At 61.1% G+C, this 19766-nt stretch carries 20 protein-coding genes; 17 read left to right on the top strand and 3 right to left on the bottom strand.

Translation table 11 applies throughout. The features are described 5' to 3' along the window. The 5 genes from HWX34_RS13005 to HWX34_RS12985 all read left to right on the top strand — a co-directional run bounded on the left by HWX34_RS13005 (position 1) and on the right by HWX34_RS12985 (position 5510). Entirely contained in the window at positions 1-2358 is a 2358-nt protein-coding gene (locus HWX34_RS13005; protein WP_178972643.1) for a glycoside hydrolase family 3 C-terminal domain-containing protein, read from the top strand. Between the two features lie 300 nt (positions 2359-2658). Next, complete coding sequence (locus HWX34_RS13000) at positions 2659-2817, top strand: hypothetical protein (protein ID WP_178972642.1); 159 nt, start codon at positions 2659-2661, stop codon at positions 2815-2817. A gap of 221 nt (positions 2818-3038) precedes the next feature. Next, entirely contained in the window at positions 3039-3398 is a 360-nt protein-coding gene (locus tag HWX34_RS12995) for a translation initiation factor Sui1 (RefSeq protein WP_178972641.1), read from the top strand. Positions 3399-3568: 170 nt separating this feature from the next. Beyond that, positions 3569-4159 carry a helix-turn-helix domain-containing protein gene (locus tag HWX34_RS12990; protein ID WP_178972640.1) on the top strand — a complete coding sequence of 197 codons (591 nt, stop codon included), beginning with the start codon at positions 3569-3571 and terminating at the stop codon, positions 4157-4159. 43 nt (positions 4160-4202) lie between these two features. Then, positions 4203-5510, top strand: coding sequence for an FAD-binding oxidoreductase (locus HWX34_RS12985; RefSeq protein WP_178972639.1), 1308 nt, complete (start codon positions 4203-4205; stop codon positions 5508-5510). Positions 5511-5588: 78 nt separating this feature from the next. On the opposite strand, the gene arsB is transcribed toward HWX34_RS12985, so the two are convergent. The 3 genes from arsB to HWX34_RS12970 all read right to left on the bottom strand — a co-directional run bounded on the left by arsB (position 5589) and on the right by HWX34_RS12970 (position 7458). After that, positions 5589-6614, bottom strand: coding sequence for an ACR3 family arsenite efflux transporter (gene arsB, locus HWX34_RS12980; RefSeq protein ID WP_178972820.1), 1026 nt, complete (start codon positions 6612-6614; stop codon positions 5589-5591). A 61-nt stretch (positions 6615-6675) separates the two neighbouring features. Beyond that, positions 6676-7149 carry an arsenate reductase ArsC gene (locus HWX34_RS12975; protein ID WP_218645171.1) on the bottom strand — a complete coding sequence of 158 codons (474 nt, stop codon included), beginning with the start codon at positions 7147-7149 and terminating at the stop codon, positions 6676-6678. 6 nt (positions 7150-7155) lie between these two features. Then, positions 7156-7458: a helix-turn-helix transcriptional regulator gene (locus HWX34_RS12970; RefSeq protein ID WP_255496711.1), complete on the bottom strand. Its 303-nt coding sequence runs from the start codon at positions 7456-7458 to the stop codon at positions 7156-7158. Between HWX34_RS12970 and HWX34_RS12965 the strand changes: the two genes are divergently transcribed. From HWX34_RS12965 to HWX34_RS12910, 12 genes are all read left to right on the top strand, one after another. Further along, a complete protein-coding gene (locus HWX34_RS12965) occupies positions 7451-7612 on the top strand; it encodes a hypothetical protein (protein ID WP_178972627.1) in 162 nt (53 codons plus the stop codon). The genes HWX34_RS12970 and HWX34_RS12965 overlap by 8 nt on opposite strands. A gap of 273 nt (positions 7613-7885) precedes the next feature. After that, the gene (tssB, locus tag HWX34_RS12960; RefSeq protein ID WP_178972637.1) at positions 7886-8392 is read left to right on the top strand and encodes a type VI secretion system contractile sheath small subunit; all 507 of its coding nucleotides are present in this window, start codon (positions 7886-7888) and stop codon (positions 8390-8392) included. Positions 8393-8419: 27 nt separating this feature from the next. Then, entirely contained in the window at positions 8420-9961 is a 1542-nt protein-coding gene (tssC, locus tag HWX34_RS12955) for a type VI secretion system contractile sheath large subunit (RefSeq protein WP_178972636.1), read from the top strand. A gap of 79 nt (positions 9962-10040) precedes the next feature. Then, a complete protein-coding gene (gene tssA, locus HWX34_RS12950) occupies positions 10041-11609 on the top strand; it encodes a type VI secretion system protein TssA (protein ID WP_178972635.1) in 1569 nt (522 codons plus the stop codon). Positions 11610-11625: 16 nt separating this feature from the next. Beyond that, positions 11626-13389, top strand: coding sequence for a type VI secretion system baseplate subunit TssF (gene tssF / locus HWX34_RS12945; protein ID WP_178972634.1), 1764 nt, complete (start codon positions 11626-11628; stop codon positions 13387-13389). Beyond that, positions 13368-14366: a type VI secretion system baseplate subunit TssG gene (gene tssG / locus HWX34_RS12940; protein WP_178972633.1), complete on the top strand. Its 999-nt coding sequence runs from the start codon at positions 13368-13370 to the stop codon at positions 14364-14366. Before tssF ends, tssG begins: the two co-directional genes overlap by 22 nt. Continuing rightward, positions 14359-15024 (top strand): type VI secretion system lipoprotein TssJ, encoded by a 666-nt coding sequence (gene tssJ / locus HWX34_RS12935; protein ID WP_178972632.1) that lies wholly within the window; start codon positions 14359-14361, stop codon positions 15022-15024. Before tssG ends, tssJ begins: the two co-directional genes overlap by 8 nt. Beyond that, positions 15021-15524 (top strand): type VI secretion system baseplate subunit TssE, encoded by a 504-nt coding sequence (tssE, locus tag HWX34_RS12930; protein ID WP_178972631.1) that lies wholly within the window; start codon positions 15021-15023, stop codon positions 15522-15524. The genes tssJ and tssE overlap by 4 nt, the downstream gene beginning before the upstream one ends. A 12-nt stretch (positions 15525-15536) precedes the next feature. Further along, positions 15537-16886 (top strand): type VI secretion system baseplate subunit TssK, encoded by a 1350-nt coding sequence (tssK, locus tag HWX34_RS12925; RefSeq protein ID WP_178972630.1) that lies wholly within the window; start codon positions 15537-15539, stop codon positions 16884-16886. Beyond that, complete coding sequence (locus tag HWX34_RS12920) at positions 16883-17527, top strand: DotU family type IV/VI secretion system protein (protein ID WP_178972629.1); 645 nt, start codon at positions 16883-16885, stop codon at positions 17525-17527. The genes tssK and HWX34_RS12920 overlap by 4 nt, the downstream gene beginning before the upstream one ends. A 9-nt stretch (positions 17528-17536) precedes the next feature. Next, a complete protein-coding gene (locus HWX34_RS12915) occupies positions 17537-19117 on the top strand; it encodes an OmpA family protein (protein ID WP_178972628.1) in 1581 nt (526 codons plus the stop codon). An 89-nt stretch (positions 19118-19206) separates the two neighbouring features. Further along, positions 19207-19692 (top strand): Hcp family type VI secretion system effector, encoded by a 486-nt coding sequence (locus tag HWX34_RS12910; protein WP_045846180.1) that lies wholly within the window; start codon positions 19207-19209, stop codon positions 19690-19692. The last annotated feature ends 74 nt before the right edge of the window (positions 19693-19766 follow it).

The raw sequence follows: 19766 nt of genomic DNA, 5'->3' as shown, positions 1-19766 counted from the left end.
ATGCGCCTCTCCCACACCGAACTGATCGCCCGCATGCGCCCGCAAGACAAGGTCAAGCTGCTCAGCGGCCAGGGACTGTGGCGCAGCGCCAGCCTGCCACAACTGGGTATTCACGACTTCGTGATGACCGATGGCACCTATGGCGTTCGCTATAGCAGCGCGCAGATCGACCAACAGCAAAGCTGGGATATCAGCGACTTTCTGGCGGTGATTCAGCAGGATGCCGGACAGGCTGCCGACAACCATGGCAAAGGCGGCTCGGAAGCGTTGTTCGGCCACTCGCGCCCCGCCACCTGCTTTCCCAATGGCTCCAGCCTGGCCTGCAGCTGGGATGTGGACCTGGTGCAGCAAATGGGCCGCGCGCTGGCCATCGAGTGCCAGTCCATGGGCGTGGGCCTGCTGCTGGGGCCTGGCATCAATATCCGCCGCACCCCGCTGGCCGGACGTGGCTATGAATATTATTCGGAAGACCCGCTGCTTGCTGCCGATCTGGCCGCCGCGCTGATCATTGGCCTGCAACAAGAAGGGGTGGGTGCCTGCCTCAAGCACTTTGCCTGCAACAACTCGGAATTCCAGCGAACCGAGATGGACTCCATCGTCGACGATCGCGCGCTGCGCGAAATCTATCTGTACAGTTTCCAGCGCGCCATTGCCAAGGCCGATCCGTGGGCGGTGATGTCCTCCTACAACCGGCTGAACGGGCAGCAGACCTCGCAGCACCACTGGTTGCTAAGCCAGGTATTGCGTGAGGAATGGGGCTATCAGGGGCTGGTCATGTCCGACTGGTACGGCATCAAGGACCGCCCGGCGTCCTTGCTGGCCGGCAATGAACTGGCCATGCCGGAAAACCCGCTGGACAATGCCGAACTGCTGGCCGCCATCGAACAAGGCCGCATCCCGCAGGATGTACTGGACAGCGCCTGCCTGCACATGCTGCAACTGATAGCCAAGGTGCAGGCGGGCCGCAGGCCCGGCACCGTAGCTGACTTTGCCAGCCACCATCAACTTGCACGACGCATTGCCGCCGAATCGCTGGTCTTGCTGAAGAACCAGCACGCTCTACTGCCGCTGGATGGTCAGCAACTGCGCCGCCTGGCGGTCATCGGCAAACCGGCACAACAGCCGGTGATACAGGGCTCGGGCTGTGCCACCACCCAGCCCTGGCAGCTGGATAGTCCCTTGGATGAAATCCGCGCACTGGCAGGCAGCAGCGTGTCAGTCGACTACGCTGTCGGCGCACCGCACGACGAGCACGACGACGAGGCAGCCCTGCAACAAGCCTGCGCCATCGCCGCTGCCGCCGAAGTGGCGGTGGTATTTGTCAGCCCCCCCATCGGGGTGGATGGTGAAAATGGCGACCGCCAGCATCTGGGCCTGCTGCCCAGTCATGCGCGCCTGATCACCCGGCTGGCCGCCGTCCAGCCCAAGCTGGTGGTGGTGCTGTGCAATGGCGATGCCGTGCTGATGCCCTGGCTGCCGCAGGTGCCTGCCGTGCTGGAATGCTTTTTTGCCGGTCAGGGCATGGGCCATGCGGTGGCTGCCACGCTGTTTGGCCATCACAACCCCTGCGGCAAGCTCACCACCACGCTGCCCAATACGCTGGAAGAAACCCCGGCCCATCTGCACTACCCCGGCGAAAATGGCCGCCACCTGTATGGCGAAGGCTTGTTCGTCGGCTACCGCTATTACGACAAGCGTCGGTTGCAGCCGCTTTTTCCCTTCGGCTTTGGCCTGAGCTACACCCGCTTCGACTACCAGAACCTGCAACGCTCCAGCAGCAGCATGGACGAGCACGGCAGCGTCACCGTCAGCGTCGACATTCACAATAGCGGTACCCGCGACGGCAAGGAGATCGTGCAGCTGTACATCGCCCCGCCGCCCGGTGCGCTAGCGCGGCCAACACAGGCTTTGCGTGGCTTTGTCAAACTGGACATCCCGGCCGGGGGCATGCGCCGGGCACAGTTCACCCTGCAAGGCGAAGATTTTGCCTGTTACGACCCGGCCCACGCAGCCTGGGTCGTGGAAAGTGGTCAATATGAAATCCGCATTGGCGCCTCCAGCCGTGACATCCGCCAACAGACCATGCTTACCGTCCACAGCAAGCCGCGCTACCCCATACTGACGGCGGATTCTTCGCTGGTACAGCTCACCCGGCACCCGCCCATGCTGCAAGCGGTGGCCGAACTGGTGGCCAGCAAATGTCCGCTGAGCATGGAGCAAGCGCAGGCCAAACTGGTGGGCATGGCACCCGATATGTTCGGCGGCCTGTTCATCACCCTCACCGCCATGCTGGGACTGGATATCAGCCGGGTAGAACTGCAGCAAGTGCTGGAACAGGACGCGCACACCAGGCACTGATCAGTCTGCCGCGCTGTCGCTGTTTTTTCATCGCCACGTCAAGCCACTGTCACAGACAGCAGCGACAATGACGGCCAAGCCAGCGCTGCTGGGTTGTCTCTTGTTCCGTTGTTTCTCTCGGCTTTACTCTCAGGCCAACCCCGCTGCGGGTTGGCAATTTTTTTGGCTGTTCAGCCGTGCGGCAAGCGCCCGACACTTGGCCTGCATCAGGTAAATAAAAGCAAAAACCCACAGCAACGGCTTGCTGCGGCGTCATCCGCTCTGCATGGTTAGCGGTTTTCCACCGCCAGGTTACGCCGCATGATTACCGTCACCACGCCACAGCCAATCAACTATCCGCCACTGACCCCGGCGACAACGGCTGGCAGCCCCTCCTCCGGCAACACAACACCTGCTGTCGCACCCGCTGCGCCTGCCGTGCCACCGGTACCGGATGGCCGCATCAATACCTACGCCTGATCAGCAGGCGGAATGGTTGCCATTCATCACCGCCGACAACCGTACGCTTTTACTATCAATGTCGCTGGAGCCACAGTGACAAACTAGCACGCGCGCTGCTTTGCCCACCTTATGGCTCCTGCTTGCTGCTCTGTTCTGTTCTGTTCTGTTCTGTTCACAGCCTCGTCTTGCCGCCGGTTTGGCGCTAGACTGCCGGCGGCCCCCTTATCCTGCATTGATCCATGAAATCGAAATCTTCTTCCGGCGGTCTGGTTTATTCCACCGAGCATGGCCGCATGTGCCCGGACTGCCGCCAGCCGCTTGATGCCTGTATCTGCCAGCAAGCCAGCCTGCCCAGCGGCGATGGCATTGTGCGCGTCAGCCGTGAAAACAAGGGCCGTGGCGGCAAGACGGTTACTGTGGTCAAGGGTGTGCTGCGCGATGCTGTCGGCCTGACGGCCTTGGGCAAACAGCTTAAAAACGCCTGCGGCAGTGGCGGGACGGTGAAAGATGGCATCATCGAAATCCAGGGTGATCATGTCGCCACCGTCATCAGCAGCTTGCAAAAACAGGGGTTCACGGTGAAACGCGCGGGTGGTTGAAGCGCCCCCTGCTCCGCTGCCGACAAGCCGGGCTGAGTAGCTGATGGTATCAGCAGCCCAGCGCTCACACTGCCGATTTTGCTGAAAAAATACAACAATAATTTTCACTTAATGAAAATTTAAGTCATTTTTTTCACAACAATTCAGTCTGCTTGCGTATGCTGGCAGGCATGACTGGCACACCCAACACACCAAACAGCGAACATGCCCAGCCCGACCCGACCTGGCTGGGTGAGCAAATCCGCCAATTGCGCAAACTGCGACAGCTTTCACTACAGCAGTTAAGTGCAGCCACTGGCCGCTCCATCGGCTTTCTGTCGCAGCTGGAGCGCGGCAAAAGCCAGCCCAGCGTATCCGACCTCAACAAACTGGCCACCGTCCTGGCCGTGCCCTATGGCGTGTTCTTCAGCCAGGCCCCCCCGCATGAGCGCGGGCTGGTGGTGCGCCAGGCACACCGCCCGGTATTGCACTATGCCGCGGGTGTCAGCGACGCCCTGCTATCGCCGGGCTTTGCCAGTGGCCTGCAACTGATGCTCACCCGCTTTGCTCCCGGGGCCAGCTCCGGCCCGCAGACCCTCAGCCATGGTGGCGATCAGGGCGGCATGGTGCTGTGCGGTAGCCTGGAGCTATGGGTGGACGAGCAATGCCACCTGCTGGCAGCAGGTGACAGTTTCAGCTTCAACAGCAGCAGGCCGCACCGTTATTGCAACCCTGGCCAGGAAGAAGCCCAGGTGGTGTGGGCCTATACCGTCAGCGTCTGAATCACGACCGTCCAAGAATCAAGCAATAATCCAGGGAGAATCCATGTTTGAATCCGACCGACACTATCCGCCCAGCTGGTACGCGGCCACCAGTATCGCCCGGCAAATCGAGCGCCCGGCGCTGGCACAGGATATGGATGTGGATGTGCTGGTGGTCGGGGCGGGTTTTACCGGCTTGTACACTGCACACAATCTGGCCGATGCCGGGGTTCAGGTCGCCGTGATTGAAGCCAGCCGGGTGGGCTGGGCAGCCAGCGGGCGTAATGGCGGGCAGATCATCCTGGGGTTTTCTTGTGATATGCCACCCATCGAACAGGCGCTGGGGCTGGAAGCGGCACAGGAAATATGGCAACTGCTGCGCAGCGCCGCTGCCGACATCCGTCACAAAATCCGCCATCACCACATCGACTGCGAACTGTCAGAAGGCCATTTGTGGACGTCGGTGCTATGGCAGCGCATCAAGCTGCTGTCGGAATGGCAGGAACATGCAGCACGGCATTATGGCTATGCAGCGCTGGAGTTCGTGCCACGCAAGGACCTGCCACAGCACGTGGGCTCGGAACGCTATGTGGCCGGATTGATTGATCATGAAGGCGGCCATTTTCATCCGCTCAAATACATCCTGGGACTGGCCCGCGCCGCCGAAGACAAAGGCGTGCGCATATTCGAGCAGACCCGCGCCCTCTCCTATACCACGCAGGGCGATGGCTGCGTGGTACACACCCCGCAGGGGCGTATCCGCTGCCGCAAGCTGGTGCTGGCCACCAATGCCTATATCGACCGGCTGGACCCGGCACTCTCGGCCAAGGTCATGCCGGTTGGCACTTACATGATTGCCACCGAAGCCCTGCCGGAAGAAGTCGCCCGGCAACTGCTGCCCAGCAATATGGCGGTATCGGACAACCAGTTCATTCTGGACTACTTCCGCCTGACGGCGGATCGCAGCCTGCTGTTTGGCGGTAAATGCACTTATTCCGGCCGCACGCCGGCCAATCTCACCGCCAGCATGCGGGCCGACCTGCTACGGGTGTTTCCGCAGTTGGCCCCGTACCGCATCACCCACACCTGGGGCGGTCATATCGACATCACCGTGCCACGCACCCCGGACTTCGGCCGCCGTGACAATGTGTACTGGGCGCAAGGCTTCTCTGGCCACGGTGTGGTGCCCACCTGTGCTGCAGGGCGAGTACTGGCCAATGCCATTCTGGGTGACACACATCTGTTGCAGCACTTCATGCGCCTGTCCAACCCGGCCTTTCCCGGCGGGCCGCTACTGCGCGTACCCTTGCAAGCTGCCGGCATGCTGTATTACCGCCTGCGCGACTACGCCATCCCCGGCCTCAGTTACTGAGCCGCCATCCCCACACAGCATGATGGCCCCGACAGGGGCCATCAAGGATCACAACACAAACGCGCTGCTTGTCCCCGCCTAAGGCTGACCGGCCTCGTACCAGCCGCGCGAACGATTGACCACCCGCACCACCAGCAGCATGACCGGCACTTCAATCAGCACGCCTACCACGGTAGCCAATGCCGCACCGGATTGAAAGCCGAACAGGCTGATGGCAGCGGCCACCGCCAGCTCAAAGAAATTGGACGCACCAATCAGTGCCGACGGACAGGCAATATTGTGTTTTTCGCCCAGCAAACGGTTCAGATAATAAGCCAGCGCCGCATTGAACAAGACCTGAATCAGGATGGGTACGGCCAGCAAGGCAATCACCAGCGGCTGGCGCAAAATGGCCTCGCCCTGAAAGGCAAACAGCAGCACCAGCGTGGCCAGCAAGGCCGCCATCGACCACGGGCCTATCCGCGCCATTGCCGTATCGAACGCCGCCTGACCATCGGCCAGCAGGGCCTTGCGCCACAGCTGGGCCAGCAGCACCGGAATCATGATGTACAGCAGCACCGAGGTCAGCAAGGTCGCCCAGGGCACGCTGATGGATGACATCCCCAGCAAGAAAGCCACGATGGGGGCAAAGGCAAACACCATGATGCTGTCGTTGACGGCGACCTGTGACAGGGTGAACAACGGGTCGCCACCCGACAAGCGGCTCCAGACAAAGACCATCGCGGTACAGGGCGCGGCCGCCAGTAGAATCAGACCGGCAATATAGCTATCCAGCTGGGCAGCCGGCAGCCAGGGGGCAAACAGCTGGCGTACAAACAGCCAGCCCAGCAAGGCCATGGAAAACGGTTTGACCAGCCAGTTGACGAACAAGGTGACGCCAATACCGCGCCAATGCTGTTTCACTTCATGCAATGCAGCAAAATCAACCTTCACCAGCATGGGAATGATCATCACCCAGATCAGCACACCGACAGGAACATTGACCTGTGCCACGTCCAGCCGGGCAATCAGGTGGAACAGCCCAGGCACCCACTGTCCGGCCGCAATTCCCACCACAATGCACAAGAAAACCCACAAAGACAGATAGCGTTCAAACACGCTCATGGCAGCCGCCTCGCGCTGGCACTCACCCGAGAGTTCTGGCCGATTCGACACGATATTCCTCCTACAAGGCCAGGGCGGCACGCACCGCTGGCACCAATCGGGCACGGATGTCGTCGCGCACAGAAATAAAACTTTCCAGCGCTTCGCCATGCGGGTCGTGAAACGGCACATGAATGCGCGGCACCGGGCGCGGAAACAGCGGACAGGTTTCGCGTGCGTTGTCGCACACACTCACCACCAGGTCGATGGTTTGGTCCATCACCGCTTCCACCGCCTTGGGATACAGCCCCTCGGTGGGCAAGCCTGCCATCTGCAAGGCGGTAATGGCACCTTCAGCCACCACCGGCTGTGGGCTGGTGCCCGCAGAAATGGCATGTACCAGACCGGCCAGCGCCTGATTGAGAATGGCTTCTGCCATCTGGGAACGGCAGGAATTACCGGTACATAAAACCAGTACGGTTTTGCTTTCAGTCATCTTGGTTTGCGTCATCTGGGTTTGCGTCATCTGGGTTTGCGCCATCTTGGATTGCGTCATCCTGGTTTACTTCAACGCCACTGGTGGCGGAAGACAGCAGCCCTCCTCCGTGCACGACGCACTCAAGGGCAGGCAGGCCTGGCCCTGACAGCAGTTGCGGGTAAGAAAGGTAATCAATGCGTCCATGGTTTCATACGCCGCCGAATAGCGGATGAAGCGGCTTTCCCGCTCCCCCCGGATCAGACCAACCCGGCTCAGATGGGACAGATGAAAGGACAGCGTGGCATTGGGAATGCCCAGTTGTTCGCCTATGGCCGAGGCATGCAGGCCTGCGGGCCCCGCCTCTACCAGCAAACGGAATATGGCCAAGCGTGACTCATGTCCCAGCGCCGCCAGCATGTCTACAGCAGTTAATGTTTCCATATTTCCATTATTATGGAAATATAAAACCGGTTCAAGCAACATCAACAACATACTTGCAGCGGCCATGCTGTTAGTTACCTGCTCAGGCCTGCTTGCCTGAAACCGACACCCTGCAGCCTGCCCATCCATTCCCAGTCTTCATGGCGGTTACCTCAGCCATTCTCTGAGCCACACCGCTCATTCTTCTGTCATCAGCCGGTTTTTTGCCTCAAGCCAATCCGCATTTTCAGAACAAGACAAATGACTATTGAATGAAAAAATATCATGCAATATGGTTTTTAAGAAAAAACCATTACACATCAAAAACTTGCAGAAAGTACAGCATGTGCAATGGCAACCCTGCCAGCAGCGCCCTACTACGGAGAAAACATTCATGGCTGACAGTTTCCAGAAAGAAGTCCCCTCTGCCCGCGTCAACATCACGCTCGACCTGCACACCGGCGGTGCCCGCAAAAAGCTGGAGCTCCCGCTCAAGCTGCTGGTACTGGGCGACTTCAGCCAACGCGACGATGGCACCCCGTTGGCCGACAAACCAAGACAGCGCATCGACAAAAACAACTTCGATGCCGTGCTGGCCGACTACCACCCCACCTTGCGCCTGGGCGTGGAAAACACGCTGGCGGGCGATGGCTCGGAATTGCCGGTCACACTGGACTTCAACAGCCTGCGTGACTTCCACCCCGAGCAGGTAGTGCGCCAGATTCCCGAACTGGCCGCCTTGCTGGCCATGCGCAATCTGCTGCGCGACCTGAAATCCAATCTGCTGGACAACGCAGCCTTCCGGCGCGAGCTGGAAAAGATCATGAAAGACGAGCAACTGTCCCGCAGCCTGCGCGCCGAGCTGGAACATATCGCCCCGCTGGACGCCCCTCAATCCTGACCACCCCGGATCACCAAGGAAAACCACATGGAAAATACCAGCCAGCCCAGCAACAGCGCGGTACTGGATGTCGACACCACGACAGATGGCGGCGTGTACGGTGCGCTGTGCAGTCGCATCAACCTGACCCCGGTCAGCCACGCACCCGCAGTGGAAGTCTTCCGCAATCAGGATGCCTTGTCCGAAGCCAGCCTCGATGAACGCATCACCGTAGCCGTCAATGTCTTTCTCAAACTGGTGCAGGAATCCGCACTCAAAGTGGACCGGCTGGACAAAAGCCTGCTCGACTACCATATCGACCGCATAGATGCCCAGATCAGCCGCCAGCTGGATGCCGTGCTGCATCATCCGGATTTCCAGCGTACCGAATCGGCCTGGCGCGGCCTGAAGTTTCTGGTGGACCGCACCGACTTTCGCAAGAACATCAAGATCGAACTGCTGGATGTCTCCAAGGACGCCCTGCGTCAGGACTTCGAGGACAGCCCGGAACTGATACAAAGCGGCCTGTACCGCCACACTTACATCCAGGAATACGATACCCCCGGTGGTGAACCCATCGGCGCCATCATCGCCGACTACGAATTCGACCGTGGTCCGCAAGACATTGCCCTGCTGCGCAATGTCTCCAAGGTATCCGCCGCCGCCCACATGCCCTTCATCGCCTCGGTAGGTGCCCCCTTTTTCGGCAAGGACAGCATGGAAGAAGTGGCTGCCATCCAGGATGTGGCCAACTACTTTGACCGCGCCGAATACATCAAGTGGAAAAGCTTCCGCGATACCGACGACGCCCGCTATGTCGGCCTCACCCTGCCGCGCTTCCTGGCCCGCCTGCCCTACGGGCCGGACACTGTACCTGTGCGCAATTTCAACTACTGCGAACAGGTAAAAGGCCCGGACCACCAGCGTTACCTGTGGGCTAATGCCGCTTTTGCTTTTGCCGCCAATATGGTGCGCAGCTTCATTCACAATGGCTGGTGCGTGCAAATTCGCGGTCCACAGGCTGGCGGCCTAGTGGAAGACCTGCCCATCCATCTGTACGACCTGGGCACTGGCAACCAGATCAAGATTCCCACCGAAGTGCTGATCCCGGAAACCCGCGAGTTTGAATTCGCCAACCTCGGCTTCACCCCGCTGTCCTTCTACAAGAACCGTGATTACGCCTGCTTCTTCTCCGCAAACTCGGTACAGAAACCGGCGCTGTACGAAACCCGGGAAGCCACGGCCAACAGTCGTATCAATGCCCGCCTGCCCTACATCTTCCTGCTGTCGCGCATCGCGCACTACCTGAAGCTGATCCAGCGCGAAAACATCGGCACCACCAAGGACCGCCGCGTGCTGGAGCTGGAGCTCAACAGCTGGATCAAGAATCTGGTGACCGAGATGACCGACCCGGCCGACGAGCTGCAAGCGTCCCACCCGCTACGTGAAGCGCGCGTCGTGGTGGAAGACATCGACGATAACCCGGGCTTTTTCAAGATCAAGCTGTTCATCGTGCCGCACTTCCAGGTGGAGGGCATGGATATCAGCTTGTCGCTGGTATCACAAATGCCCAAGGCCAAAAACAGCTAGCCACGCACCGGCTTGCCCTGCCTTGTGCCGGGCAAGCCACTGCCGCTGCGACTCCCCCTAGCCAACAACCGGACCGCACATGAAACCAGACTGGCTTACCCGCCTGATCCGACAGGACAGCTCCGGCATTGCCGATACCGCTATGCCAGCAGCCATCTCCGCGCTGCTGCAACCATGCCAGACAGACCAGCCTTGCGGTGAAGACGTGGGACAACAGGAGCTGTTCTTGCAACTCAAGGACAATCTGTCCCGGCTGAGCGGGCTGGATTGTCTGGCATTGGAGCAGGATTGCCGGATGCTGCTACAGCAAGGCAAGGATTTGCGTCCGGCGGTGTATCTTGTTTATGCCTGGACGCGCCAGCATGGCTGGAACGGCCTGTACCAGGGACTGGAATTTCTCGGCGCACTCACCCAGCACTATGGTCAAACCTTGTACCCGGTACGTGCGGCTGCCCGCCACGCCATTCTGGGTTGGCTTGGCAGCAGCAAGGTGCTGGACTGGCTGCAGAGCCTGGATACGCCATCCCCACCCTTGCGCCAGGCGGTACAGCAACAACTGGATACGCTGGCCGGACAATGGTCTGACCACGGTATCGCACTGCGTGATGCCTGGGACGGACTGCACAGCATGCTTGCCACCTTTGACAGCGATAGCACGCTTGACGGCGCTACAGCGCCGGCAGCAACGCAAACCGTTCATCAGGCTGGCGAGAAGGTGATTGCGTCCAGCCAGATGCTGCTGGAACAACTACGCGCCATGTGCAGCTATCTGCGTCAGCAGCCACACGGCGCATTTGCCGCATTTCGGCTGGCCAGGGTAGTGCGCTGGGACAGCATTGCCCAGCCACCGCCACATGATGGTCTGCAACGCACGCGCCTGCCCGCCCCCAGGCCCGAGCTGCGCCAAACCCTCACCCGCCTGCTGTTGCAAAAGCAATGGCACGCCCTGCTGGAAAAAGCCGACTCGGCCTTTCTGGAGTCCGCCAATCACTTCTGGCTGGACTTGCAATACCTGGCCTGGCAGGCACTAGGCCAGCTGGGAGAGTCACACCAGCACTGGCGCGACATCGCCCTCAGCGATATTGCGCTGATGCGTCACCGCCTGTGTGGTATTGAACAATTATGCTTTGCCGACGGCAGCCCGTTTGCCGACGACAACACACTGGAATGGCTGGCCAGCCAGGCCGTGGTGTATGACCTCAGCGGTGGGGACAAGCCCTGGTCCCCACCGCTGATTTCAGTTGCAGCAGCCGACCTCACCGACATCGGACAACAAGCCCGGCTGCTGGCCGAACAGCAGGGACTGGAAGCGGCACTGGGCTGGCTGCAAGCCCTGCCCCGACCACCAGGCCTGCGCCAGCAGGCACAGCAACTGTTGTTGACGGCCCAACTGGCAGAGTCTTGTGGCCGGTCAGATATTGCGCTGGGCATTGTCCATGGCCTGGAGCAAGAGCTGTGCAGCCAGGAAATCTGCCGCTGGGACCCGGAGCTGGTCTTCGATATCAAGGCCAGCCACCTGCAACTGCTACGCCAGCGCGGACGGCGCAAGGATGCCGACAAGCAAACCCTGCAGGGGCAAATGCAACGTCTGCAGCAGGACATGAGCCTGCTCAACCCCTTGCGCACCGCACTGCTCTCCAGCCAATGAACCGGGCTTGCCAGTCATGAACGACCAGACCCTGCATTACTACGCAGCCGAAATGCGCTACCTGCGCGAAGCCGGCAAGGCATTTGCCCAGGCACATCCCGATCAGGCCGCGCTGCTGAACCTCGACAATGTCGGCCACCCCGATCCTATGGTCGAACGCCTGCTGGAAGGCTTTGCCTTTTTGATGGGCAAATTGCAGCAAAAACTTGACGACGATGTACCGGAGCTGACGGAAAACCTGGTCGGCCTGCTGTGGCCACATTATTTACGCATGATTCCCGCCCTGACCGTGATGGCGTTTCGCACCACCAAGGGTGTGCTGCAACAAGCCGAGCAACTGCCTGCCGGCACCAGCCTGCTAAGCAGCACGCTTGGCGAAGCGGCCAGCGTGTGCCAATACCGCACCACCCGCGACTTGCAACTGCTGCCGCTGCAACTGCAGCAGGCCAGACTGGAAGAAGGCAATGACGGCGGCCAACTGATTCGCCTGGGGCTGGAACTGGAAGCCCAGGCCAACCGCGACAGTCTGGACCTATCCATCCTGCCGCTGTTTCTCAATGCCGTCCCGCCCATCGCCTTTGCCCTGCTGCATGCACTGACCCAGCCAGGCGTCAGGCTGGCCTTGAAGGCCAGTGGAGAGGAAGCCGTGATCAGCACGGCGCTTTCACTCAGGCAAAGCGGCTTTGCCAGCAGCGACACCCTGTGGCCCAGGCCGCCAACGGCACATGGCGGCTACCCACTGCTGATGGAATACTTTGCCTTCCGGGAGAAATTCCTGTTTGTCGAATTGTGCGGGCTGGATAGCGCGCAACTACCAGCACATGGCCGTTTTGACATCGAAATCCAGCTGTCCACCCGCTTCCCGCCAGGTCTGCCGTTTGACCAGCAAGCCTTCCAGCTGCATTGCGTGCCGGCCATCAATCTGTTCGAGGTGGAAGCCGAGCCGATTCATGTTGATCATCGCCAGCCTGCCTACCGTGTCATCCCGGTATTGCATGATGGCAACCACGTCGAAACCTTTTCGGTAGACAGCGTGCAAGCCTTCGATCATCACAGCGGGCAACGCCATGACTACCTGCCGTTTCGCAGCTTTCGCCACCGCGGCGGCATGTTGCGTCACGAAGCCCCGGAACGCTACTACCACACCCATACCCGCCAGAGCGCCGGTGGTCATTACGATAGCTGGCTGATGCTGGGAGGCCATCGCCGGCAGGAACATACCGCGCTGGAACCCGAAACCCTGTCGCTGAGGCTAACTGCGACCAATGGCATGCTGCCACGCCAGGCCCTACGTCAGACCCAGCGCGTGACACTGCGCCAACATCGCAGCGCCGTTGCCGCAGTCCATCACCTGCTACCCTACAGCCTGCCCTGCCACCCGCCACGTGAAGACCGCTTCCAGTGGCGCGTGCTGTCACATCTGGCCAGCAATTACCTGTCCTTGCTGAATGCCGAAACCCTGCGCGGCACCTTGGCGCTCTACGACTGGACTGACGACCCACTGAACCGCCGTCGCCTGCAAGCCATTGTCGATGTCTCCCATCAACTGGTGCGCAAGGTGGAACAGGGCTGCGTCATACAGGGTGTCGCCATCGACATCACCCTGGACCAGTCCGGCTTTACCGGCGAGGGCGACCTCTACCTGTTTGCCACCTTGCTCGACCATTTTCTGGCGAGCTATGCCGATCTGAACCTGTTCACCCGTTTGCGGGTACTGGTTCAGCCTAGCGGCCGCACCTTGCAGTGGGAGGATCGCACATGCCAGCGCCCGCCCCTCTGATTCAGGCCATGCTGCCGCTGGCTGACCAGTTCAATTTCTACCGCTTCTGCGAACTCATGGAGCTGGCCAGCGACCCGCCTTGCACACTGGCAGGCTCAGACAGTGCCGCGACCGATCCCATCAGGTTCCGCTCACACCCGGCCTATGGCTTTCCTGCATCCGAGCTGCACTATCAGCCAGAACCATACAGCGATACACCGCAAGCGGTCCCGGCGGTCCATACCCGCTTTCTTGGCCTGACCGGGGTGGATGGCGTACTGCCACAGCACATAGGCAACGACCAAGTCACCCGTCGCGAAGGCCACGAGGCGCTCACCGACTTCCTCGACCTGTTCCATCACCGCATCATCACTCGCTATTACGCCATCTGGCGCAAATACCATTACCCGGCGGGCTTCCGCGCAGGCGGGCAGGACCGCCTGTCGCAAGCCTTGCTGGGCCTGGCTGGTCGCGCCTTGCCCGGTCAGCAAACCGGGCTGAGCCCTGCTCGCTGGCTGGCCTTGCTGGGCCCGCTCAGCCAGCGCACCCGCACCGCACATGGCCTGCTGGCTGCTGTGCAGCATGTACTGCCCGACACGACAAGCAGCGTACAGCCGCATTACCCGCGCAAGGTGCTGCTGGGCGCCGGGCGGCTAGGCCGGGCCACCCGCCTGCAACGCGGTACGGTGTTACTGGGTGCACGGCTGCGGGACGTGCAGCGCACGGTCAAACTCACCCTGCACCTGCAACACAGTGCCGAACTTGGCCACCTGCAAGCCGGGCAGCAAACCCATGACGACCTGTGCCAGGTACTGCGTGCCTATCTGGGCCTGCGCTGGGACCTGGCCTTGTTTGCCAGCCTGCCCACTGCCGCCTTGCCTGCCACCCGGCTAAGCCGCCACAGCCACCGGCTGGGCCGCGCCGCCCATCTGCCAGCATCAGCCAACGCAACACCCGGCCAACTGGCCGACATTCCCCTGGGGATGCTGCATGCCTGATCCATCCACCCTTTTGCCGGAGACTTTCCGCATGCGCCTGCGCATTACCCTTTTGCTTTGCCTGCTGCTCCCCCTTACCGGCTGCGGAGCCTGGCAAGCACTGAAAAACGGTAGCCAGCAAGTGGTTTCAGCCGTGTTTTATCCCAAGCTGACCACACTGAAACTGGACTTCACCGCGCGCGAAGCCATCAATCCGGATGAGCGCGGGCATGCCCTCTCGGTAGTGGTGCGGGTTTATCAGCTGCGCGACGGCAAGGCCTTTGCCCGTGCCAGCTATGAGCAGCTGCTGAGCCAGGACCGGGAGACATTGGGCGATGAAATGCTGGCACGCCACGACCTGCTGCTACGCCCCGGTGCCAGCACCAGCCTCAATGCGGCAGTAGAACCCGACACCAGCCAGATCGCCGTGGTCGCGCTATTGCGCCAGCCCGTACCACCGGCCATCTGGCGCGTCAGCATGTCAGTCAAGGAGCTGGATAACCAGAAAGCAGCCCGCCTGGAACTACTGGATAACCAGATCCTCATCACCTGGCTGCCACACCCGCCGGACCCGCCAGCCGCACCGCAGCCGCAAACGCCGGCCACCCCGCCAGCGCAGAAAACCATAGCGCCTGCAGCAGCGAGTGCCCCGGCGGTACCAGCAAGGAGTGGCAAATGAATACGCGACAGCGCCATGGCGGGCCGTCGCTCTACGAAAAGTTGCTGGGCAATTTTCAGGATGGCAGCAGCCTGCACGCCTGGGATGAAAACAGCCAGCACCTGTTCAGCGTGATGGACAACATCCGGGTGATTCTCAACAGCAGACAAGGCGCAATCAAGCACCTGCCGGATTACGGCTTGCCTGACCTCGCCATGATTTACCACCATTTACCGGCCAGTGCGCACCTGCTGCGGCAACACATTGCCAGCACCTTGCTGCGCTACGAGCCACGCCTGGCCCACATCGACATCCAGCTGCTGGCCAATGCCCAAGACGATGTACTGGGCTATGAGCTGATCTGCCATCTCAAGCAAAGCGGCCTGGTGCGCTTTGGCAGTTATTTCACGCCCGACCATGCGGTGCGCCTGCAGTTGCTGGGGGCCGCCGAACAGAAAGCACCAGCACGCCAGGCCACGCCCCAGCAGTCCCTGGCAAACCGTACACCCCGCTCAACGTGAAGGATATCCAGCTTGCGCATTCACAAACCCCTATGGCATGAAGGCATCCTGCTCTTGCCACAGTTATTCCAGCAACAAGAAGCACAGCACGCCTGGCAACAACAGCAACTGGCGGCACTGGCCAGCCCTTTTCCCTGGGGCTTGAGTACGCTGGCGCTGGACCCATTGGCTCTGGAACAGGGCCAGGTCCGGCTGCAACAGCTGGCAGGCAGGTTTCCCGATGGCACGGCCTTCGATAGCCGCATCAGCGGTCAGCCACCTGCGGCGCGTCATCTGGATACCCTCAGCCACGCCACTGACAGCGTGACACTGTGGCTGGCACTGCCGCTGCTCAACCCGCTGGGCAATAACCTGCATCAGGGCGAGGTGAAGCCGGAAGAAACCCCGCGCCGCTACCGGCAGCAGTTTGCCCAGGTGCCCGATCACATGGGCGAGCAGGAAGACGAACTGGCAGTCGAACAACTCAATCTGCTGCTGAAATTTGACGGCGAAGCGCTGGATGGCATGAGCAAGCTGCCGCTGGCTCGGCTGCAACGCAATGCACAAGGCCGTTTCGAGCCAGACCCCGGCTTCATCCCGCCCTTGCTGTGTTGCAGTGCCTCGCTCTTGCTGCAACAGCGCCTGCAATTGCTGGCCGAGCTGTTGCTGGCCAGGCAGCACAGCTTGCAGCAGCAACGCCGTGAACGCACCCGGCAAGCCGCCGACTACCTGCTGTCCGACCTCAGCCTGCTGTGGCTGATGCACAGTCTGGCGCAAAGCTGGCCAGAGCTACGCATGCTGCCCGCACTGGACAGCTGCCCACCCTATGCCGCTTATCTATGTCTGACGCGGCTGGCCGGCATGCTCAGCACCTTTGCGCTCGAACAGCAGCTGACGGACATTCCCGCTTACGACCACCTCCAGCTGGGCAGGGTATTCCAGCAACTGGAACAGCTGATCCGCACCTTGCTGGACACGGTGATTCCCACCCCGGTAGTGGTACTGCCGCTGCAACGCGATGGCAACAATCTGTGGCTGGCGCATCTGACTGATGCCCGCTTGCGCGATGGTATGGATTTCTATCTGTCGGTCCACGCCGCCATGCCGCTGCACCTGCTGCAAGAGCAACTACCCAAAGTAGCCAAGGCAGGTTCACCGGACGACGTGGCGCGCATCCTGTCCTCCGCACTCAATGGCATTCCGCTCAAAGCCATGCAACGCCTGCCCACCGCCCTGCCCAGCCGGGTGGACAGCCTGTATTTTGCGCTGGACAAGCAGCACCCGGCCTTTGCCGCCATGCTGGCCGCCCAGTCCTGCGCCTTCTACTTCCCCTCTTCCTTGCCAGAACTGCAACTGGCTTTGTATGCGGTGCCCACCACATGAGCCCTCTGTCCATTCTGTATGCCGTGCGCGGCAATATGCGCGACATCGCGCTGATCGTCACCCGTTTGCAGCAACAAGCCGAGCCGGTGACCGGGCACCAGCTGAACCAGGATTGCCAGCACTTGCTGGATCAACTGGAACAGGCGCTGGAACAAGCCGGAGCACCACGCGCCGAGCGGGAGCAAATCATCTATGCCTGCTGTTGCCTGCTGGATGAAACCGCACTACGCCATTTACCGGAAGCAGCCCGTGCCCATTGGCAGGCCAGTCCCTTGCAAGTGCACCGCTTTGCCTCGCTGCAAGGCGGAGAACAACTGTATGAGCAAATGCGCAGCGAACTGGCCCGCCCGCAGCCATCGTACTGGCTGCTGGCTTGCTGGCAACTGGTGCTGGCGCTGGGCTTTGAAGGCAAATACAGCCAGGGCGATGCCTCGCAACGCAAGCAATGGCGACAGCAACTGGACAAGGTGATCAATGCGCTGGAGCCCACCCAGGAAGACGTCCCGCCACCCCGCCCGGTCTGGCACTGGCGCAGTTTTTCTCCGTGGCTGTGGGCCATGCTGTCCGGCCTGCTGCTGCTCGTCATCTATTTACTGCTCCAAGGCTGGCTGCACCAAGCACTGCGCCAGCTGGGCAACTAAGGACGCACCATGCCACAGCTGCTTTGGTACTGGCTGTATCCACTGACCATGCTGACGCTGGGTCTGCTGCTGATCTGGCAGGCGCTGCCGGTTTCCGGCGCCGTGGCCATGCTGCTGAGCCTGGCATGGCTGATCGGCATGCTGGCGCTATGGAACCATTTGCGCCGGCACAGCACTGCCAGCGATATAACTGAAGTCATCCTGCTGGGCGGCCCGGCGGCACACAGCTTGCAGGGGGAGCAAGGCTGGCGCGGCACACTGCAACCGGCCTGGCACTGGCTGGATCGGCCACAACAGCTCGCCGCCTGGCACAGCAGCGGGATACCGGTACGCGGGCTGATTCTGGTCATCAATGCTGATGAAACCGATGCCACACCGGGTGACAGCGCCCGGCTGGCCGACTGGTATCACGCCTGGCAACTGGCTCAAGCGCAACAAGGCCACCCGCTGCCGGGTGCAGTGCTGATACTGACCGCTCATCCGCAAGCCAATCTGCAAGTACCGCAGGATGCCGCCATCACACCCTGCACCAGCTATCCGGCGCTGCAAGAGGCCATCACACAACAAATGCAGGCCGTGCTGGCGCACGCACTGCAAGCCCCGGCCGACCATGCGCCCATGGCCCTGCAGCAAGCCGTGGTACTCAACAGCTTGCAACAGCATGTCAGCCAGCAACTGCTACCAGTCCTGCTGCCCCAACAAGCCGGCAAACGCGCTACCGCCGTGCACGCTATCGGCTGGCTGGCTCACCCGGCCACTCTGGCAGATGCTGGCGAGCCGTCATGGCAACAGGCAGCCACCCTGCATAGCGGACTACACACCCCCGCCACGCCGGCGTTCAGCCGCCCCACCGACCATGCACAACTGACCGTGCTGGCGAATTGCTTTGCGCCCATCCGCGCCTGCCCGCGCCACTGGCGACAACTGGCCACCCTGCTGACTAGTTGTGCCTTGCTGCTACTGGCCATTGTCTGTTGCTCGGCCTGGAACAATCAGCAGCTGATTTCTCAAACCGCCGTGCGTCTGCACGCCTTCCAGTCACTGTCCGCCAGCCAGGAACCGGCGCGGAGCAAGACGGTACAACAGCTGCAAAGCTGGCAACAGCACCTTGGCACACTGGCAGCCGATGGCGTGCCGCTCCGGCTTGGCTTTGGCCTGTATCAGGGGCAGCACCTGGCGGACATCGTCCAGCGCGCCATTCAGTCCTACCACCCACCCCAACCCAAGCCAGAGGTGATCCGGCTGGATAGCACGGCACTGTTCGACAGCGGCCAGAGCCTGCTCAAGCCGGAAGCCAAGCTGGCCTTGCAGTCCGTACTGGTATGGATACAGGCCAATCCCGGCAAACGGGTGCTGATAGACGGCCACACCGACAACACCGGCAGCCGCACGGCCAATCTGCGGCTGTCGCTGGCGCGGGCCGAGGCGGTACGCCAGTGGCTGGTGACGGCCTCCACCTTTCCCCTAACCCATTTTGCCGTGCAGGGGCTGGCCGATACCCAGCCGCTGTCTGGCAATGACGATGCGTCCGGCCGCAGCAAAAACCGGCGCGTGGAAATCACCCTGATCGAACCGCCCGCCGGGCGGTGACAACCGGGTGTCAACAGCACTACCCGCCGCACCATGCGTGCCGGGTGGCACCACCACCGGGGCAAAACCCCGCAGCAAGGAGAAACAGCATGGCCATACCCGCTTATTTGTGGATCAAGGACGACGGCGGCGCCGACATCAAGGGCTCTGTCACCGTGCAGGGTCGTGAAGGCTCGGTCGAAGTACTGGAGTTCGACCACAGCGTCTACATCCCCACCGATGGCAATACCGGCAAGCTCACCGGCACCCGCGTGCATACCCCGCTGAGTTTCGTCAAGGAATTCGATGCCGCCTCGCCCTACCTGTACAAGGCCGTCACCAGCGGCCAGAACCTCAAGGGCATGGAACTGAAGTGGTACCGCATTGACGATGCCGGTGAAGAAAAAGAGTACTTCAACATGAAGCTGGAGAACGTCAAGGTGGTGGCCGTCAAACCCAGGATGCACAACATCAAGGACGTCGCCAAGGAGCGCTACAACCACCTTGAAGAAGTGGAAGTGCGCTACGAAAAAATCACCTGGGCCTACAAGGACGGCAACATCATCCACTCCGACAGCTGGGTGGAAAACCGCTAACGCCTAGCTCACCCATGCAGCAGGTATCACCGCCTGCTGTATGGGTTTTCACGCCATCAGACAAGGACGCTACC

This window comes from Aquitalea sp. LB_tupeE, assembly GCF_013391415.1.
Classification (GTDB): domain Bacteria; phylum Pseudomonadota; class Gammaproteobacteria; order Burkholderiales; family Chromobacteriaceae; genus Aquitalea.
Note: the sequence above shows the minus strand (reverse complement) of the source record. Positions and strands in the feature narration are given on the sequence as shown.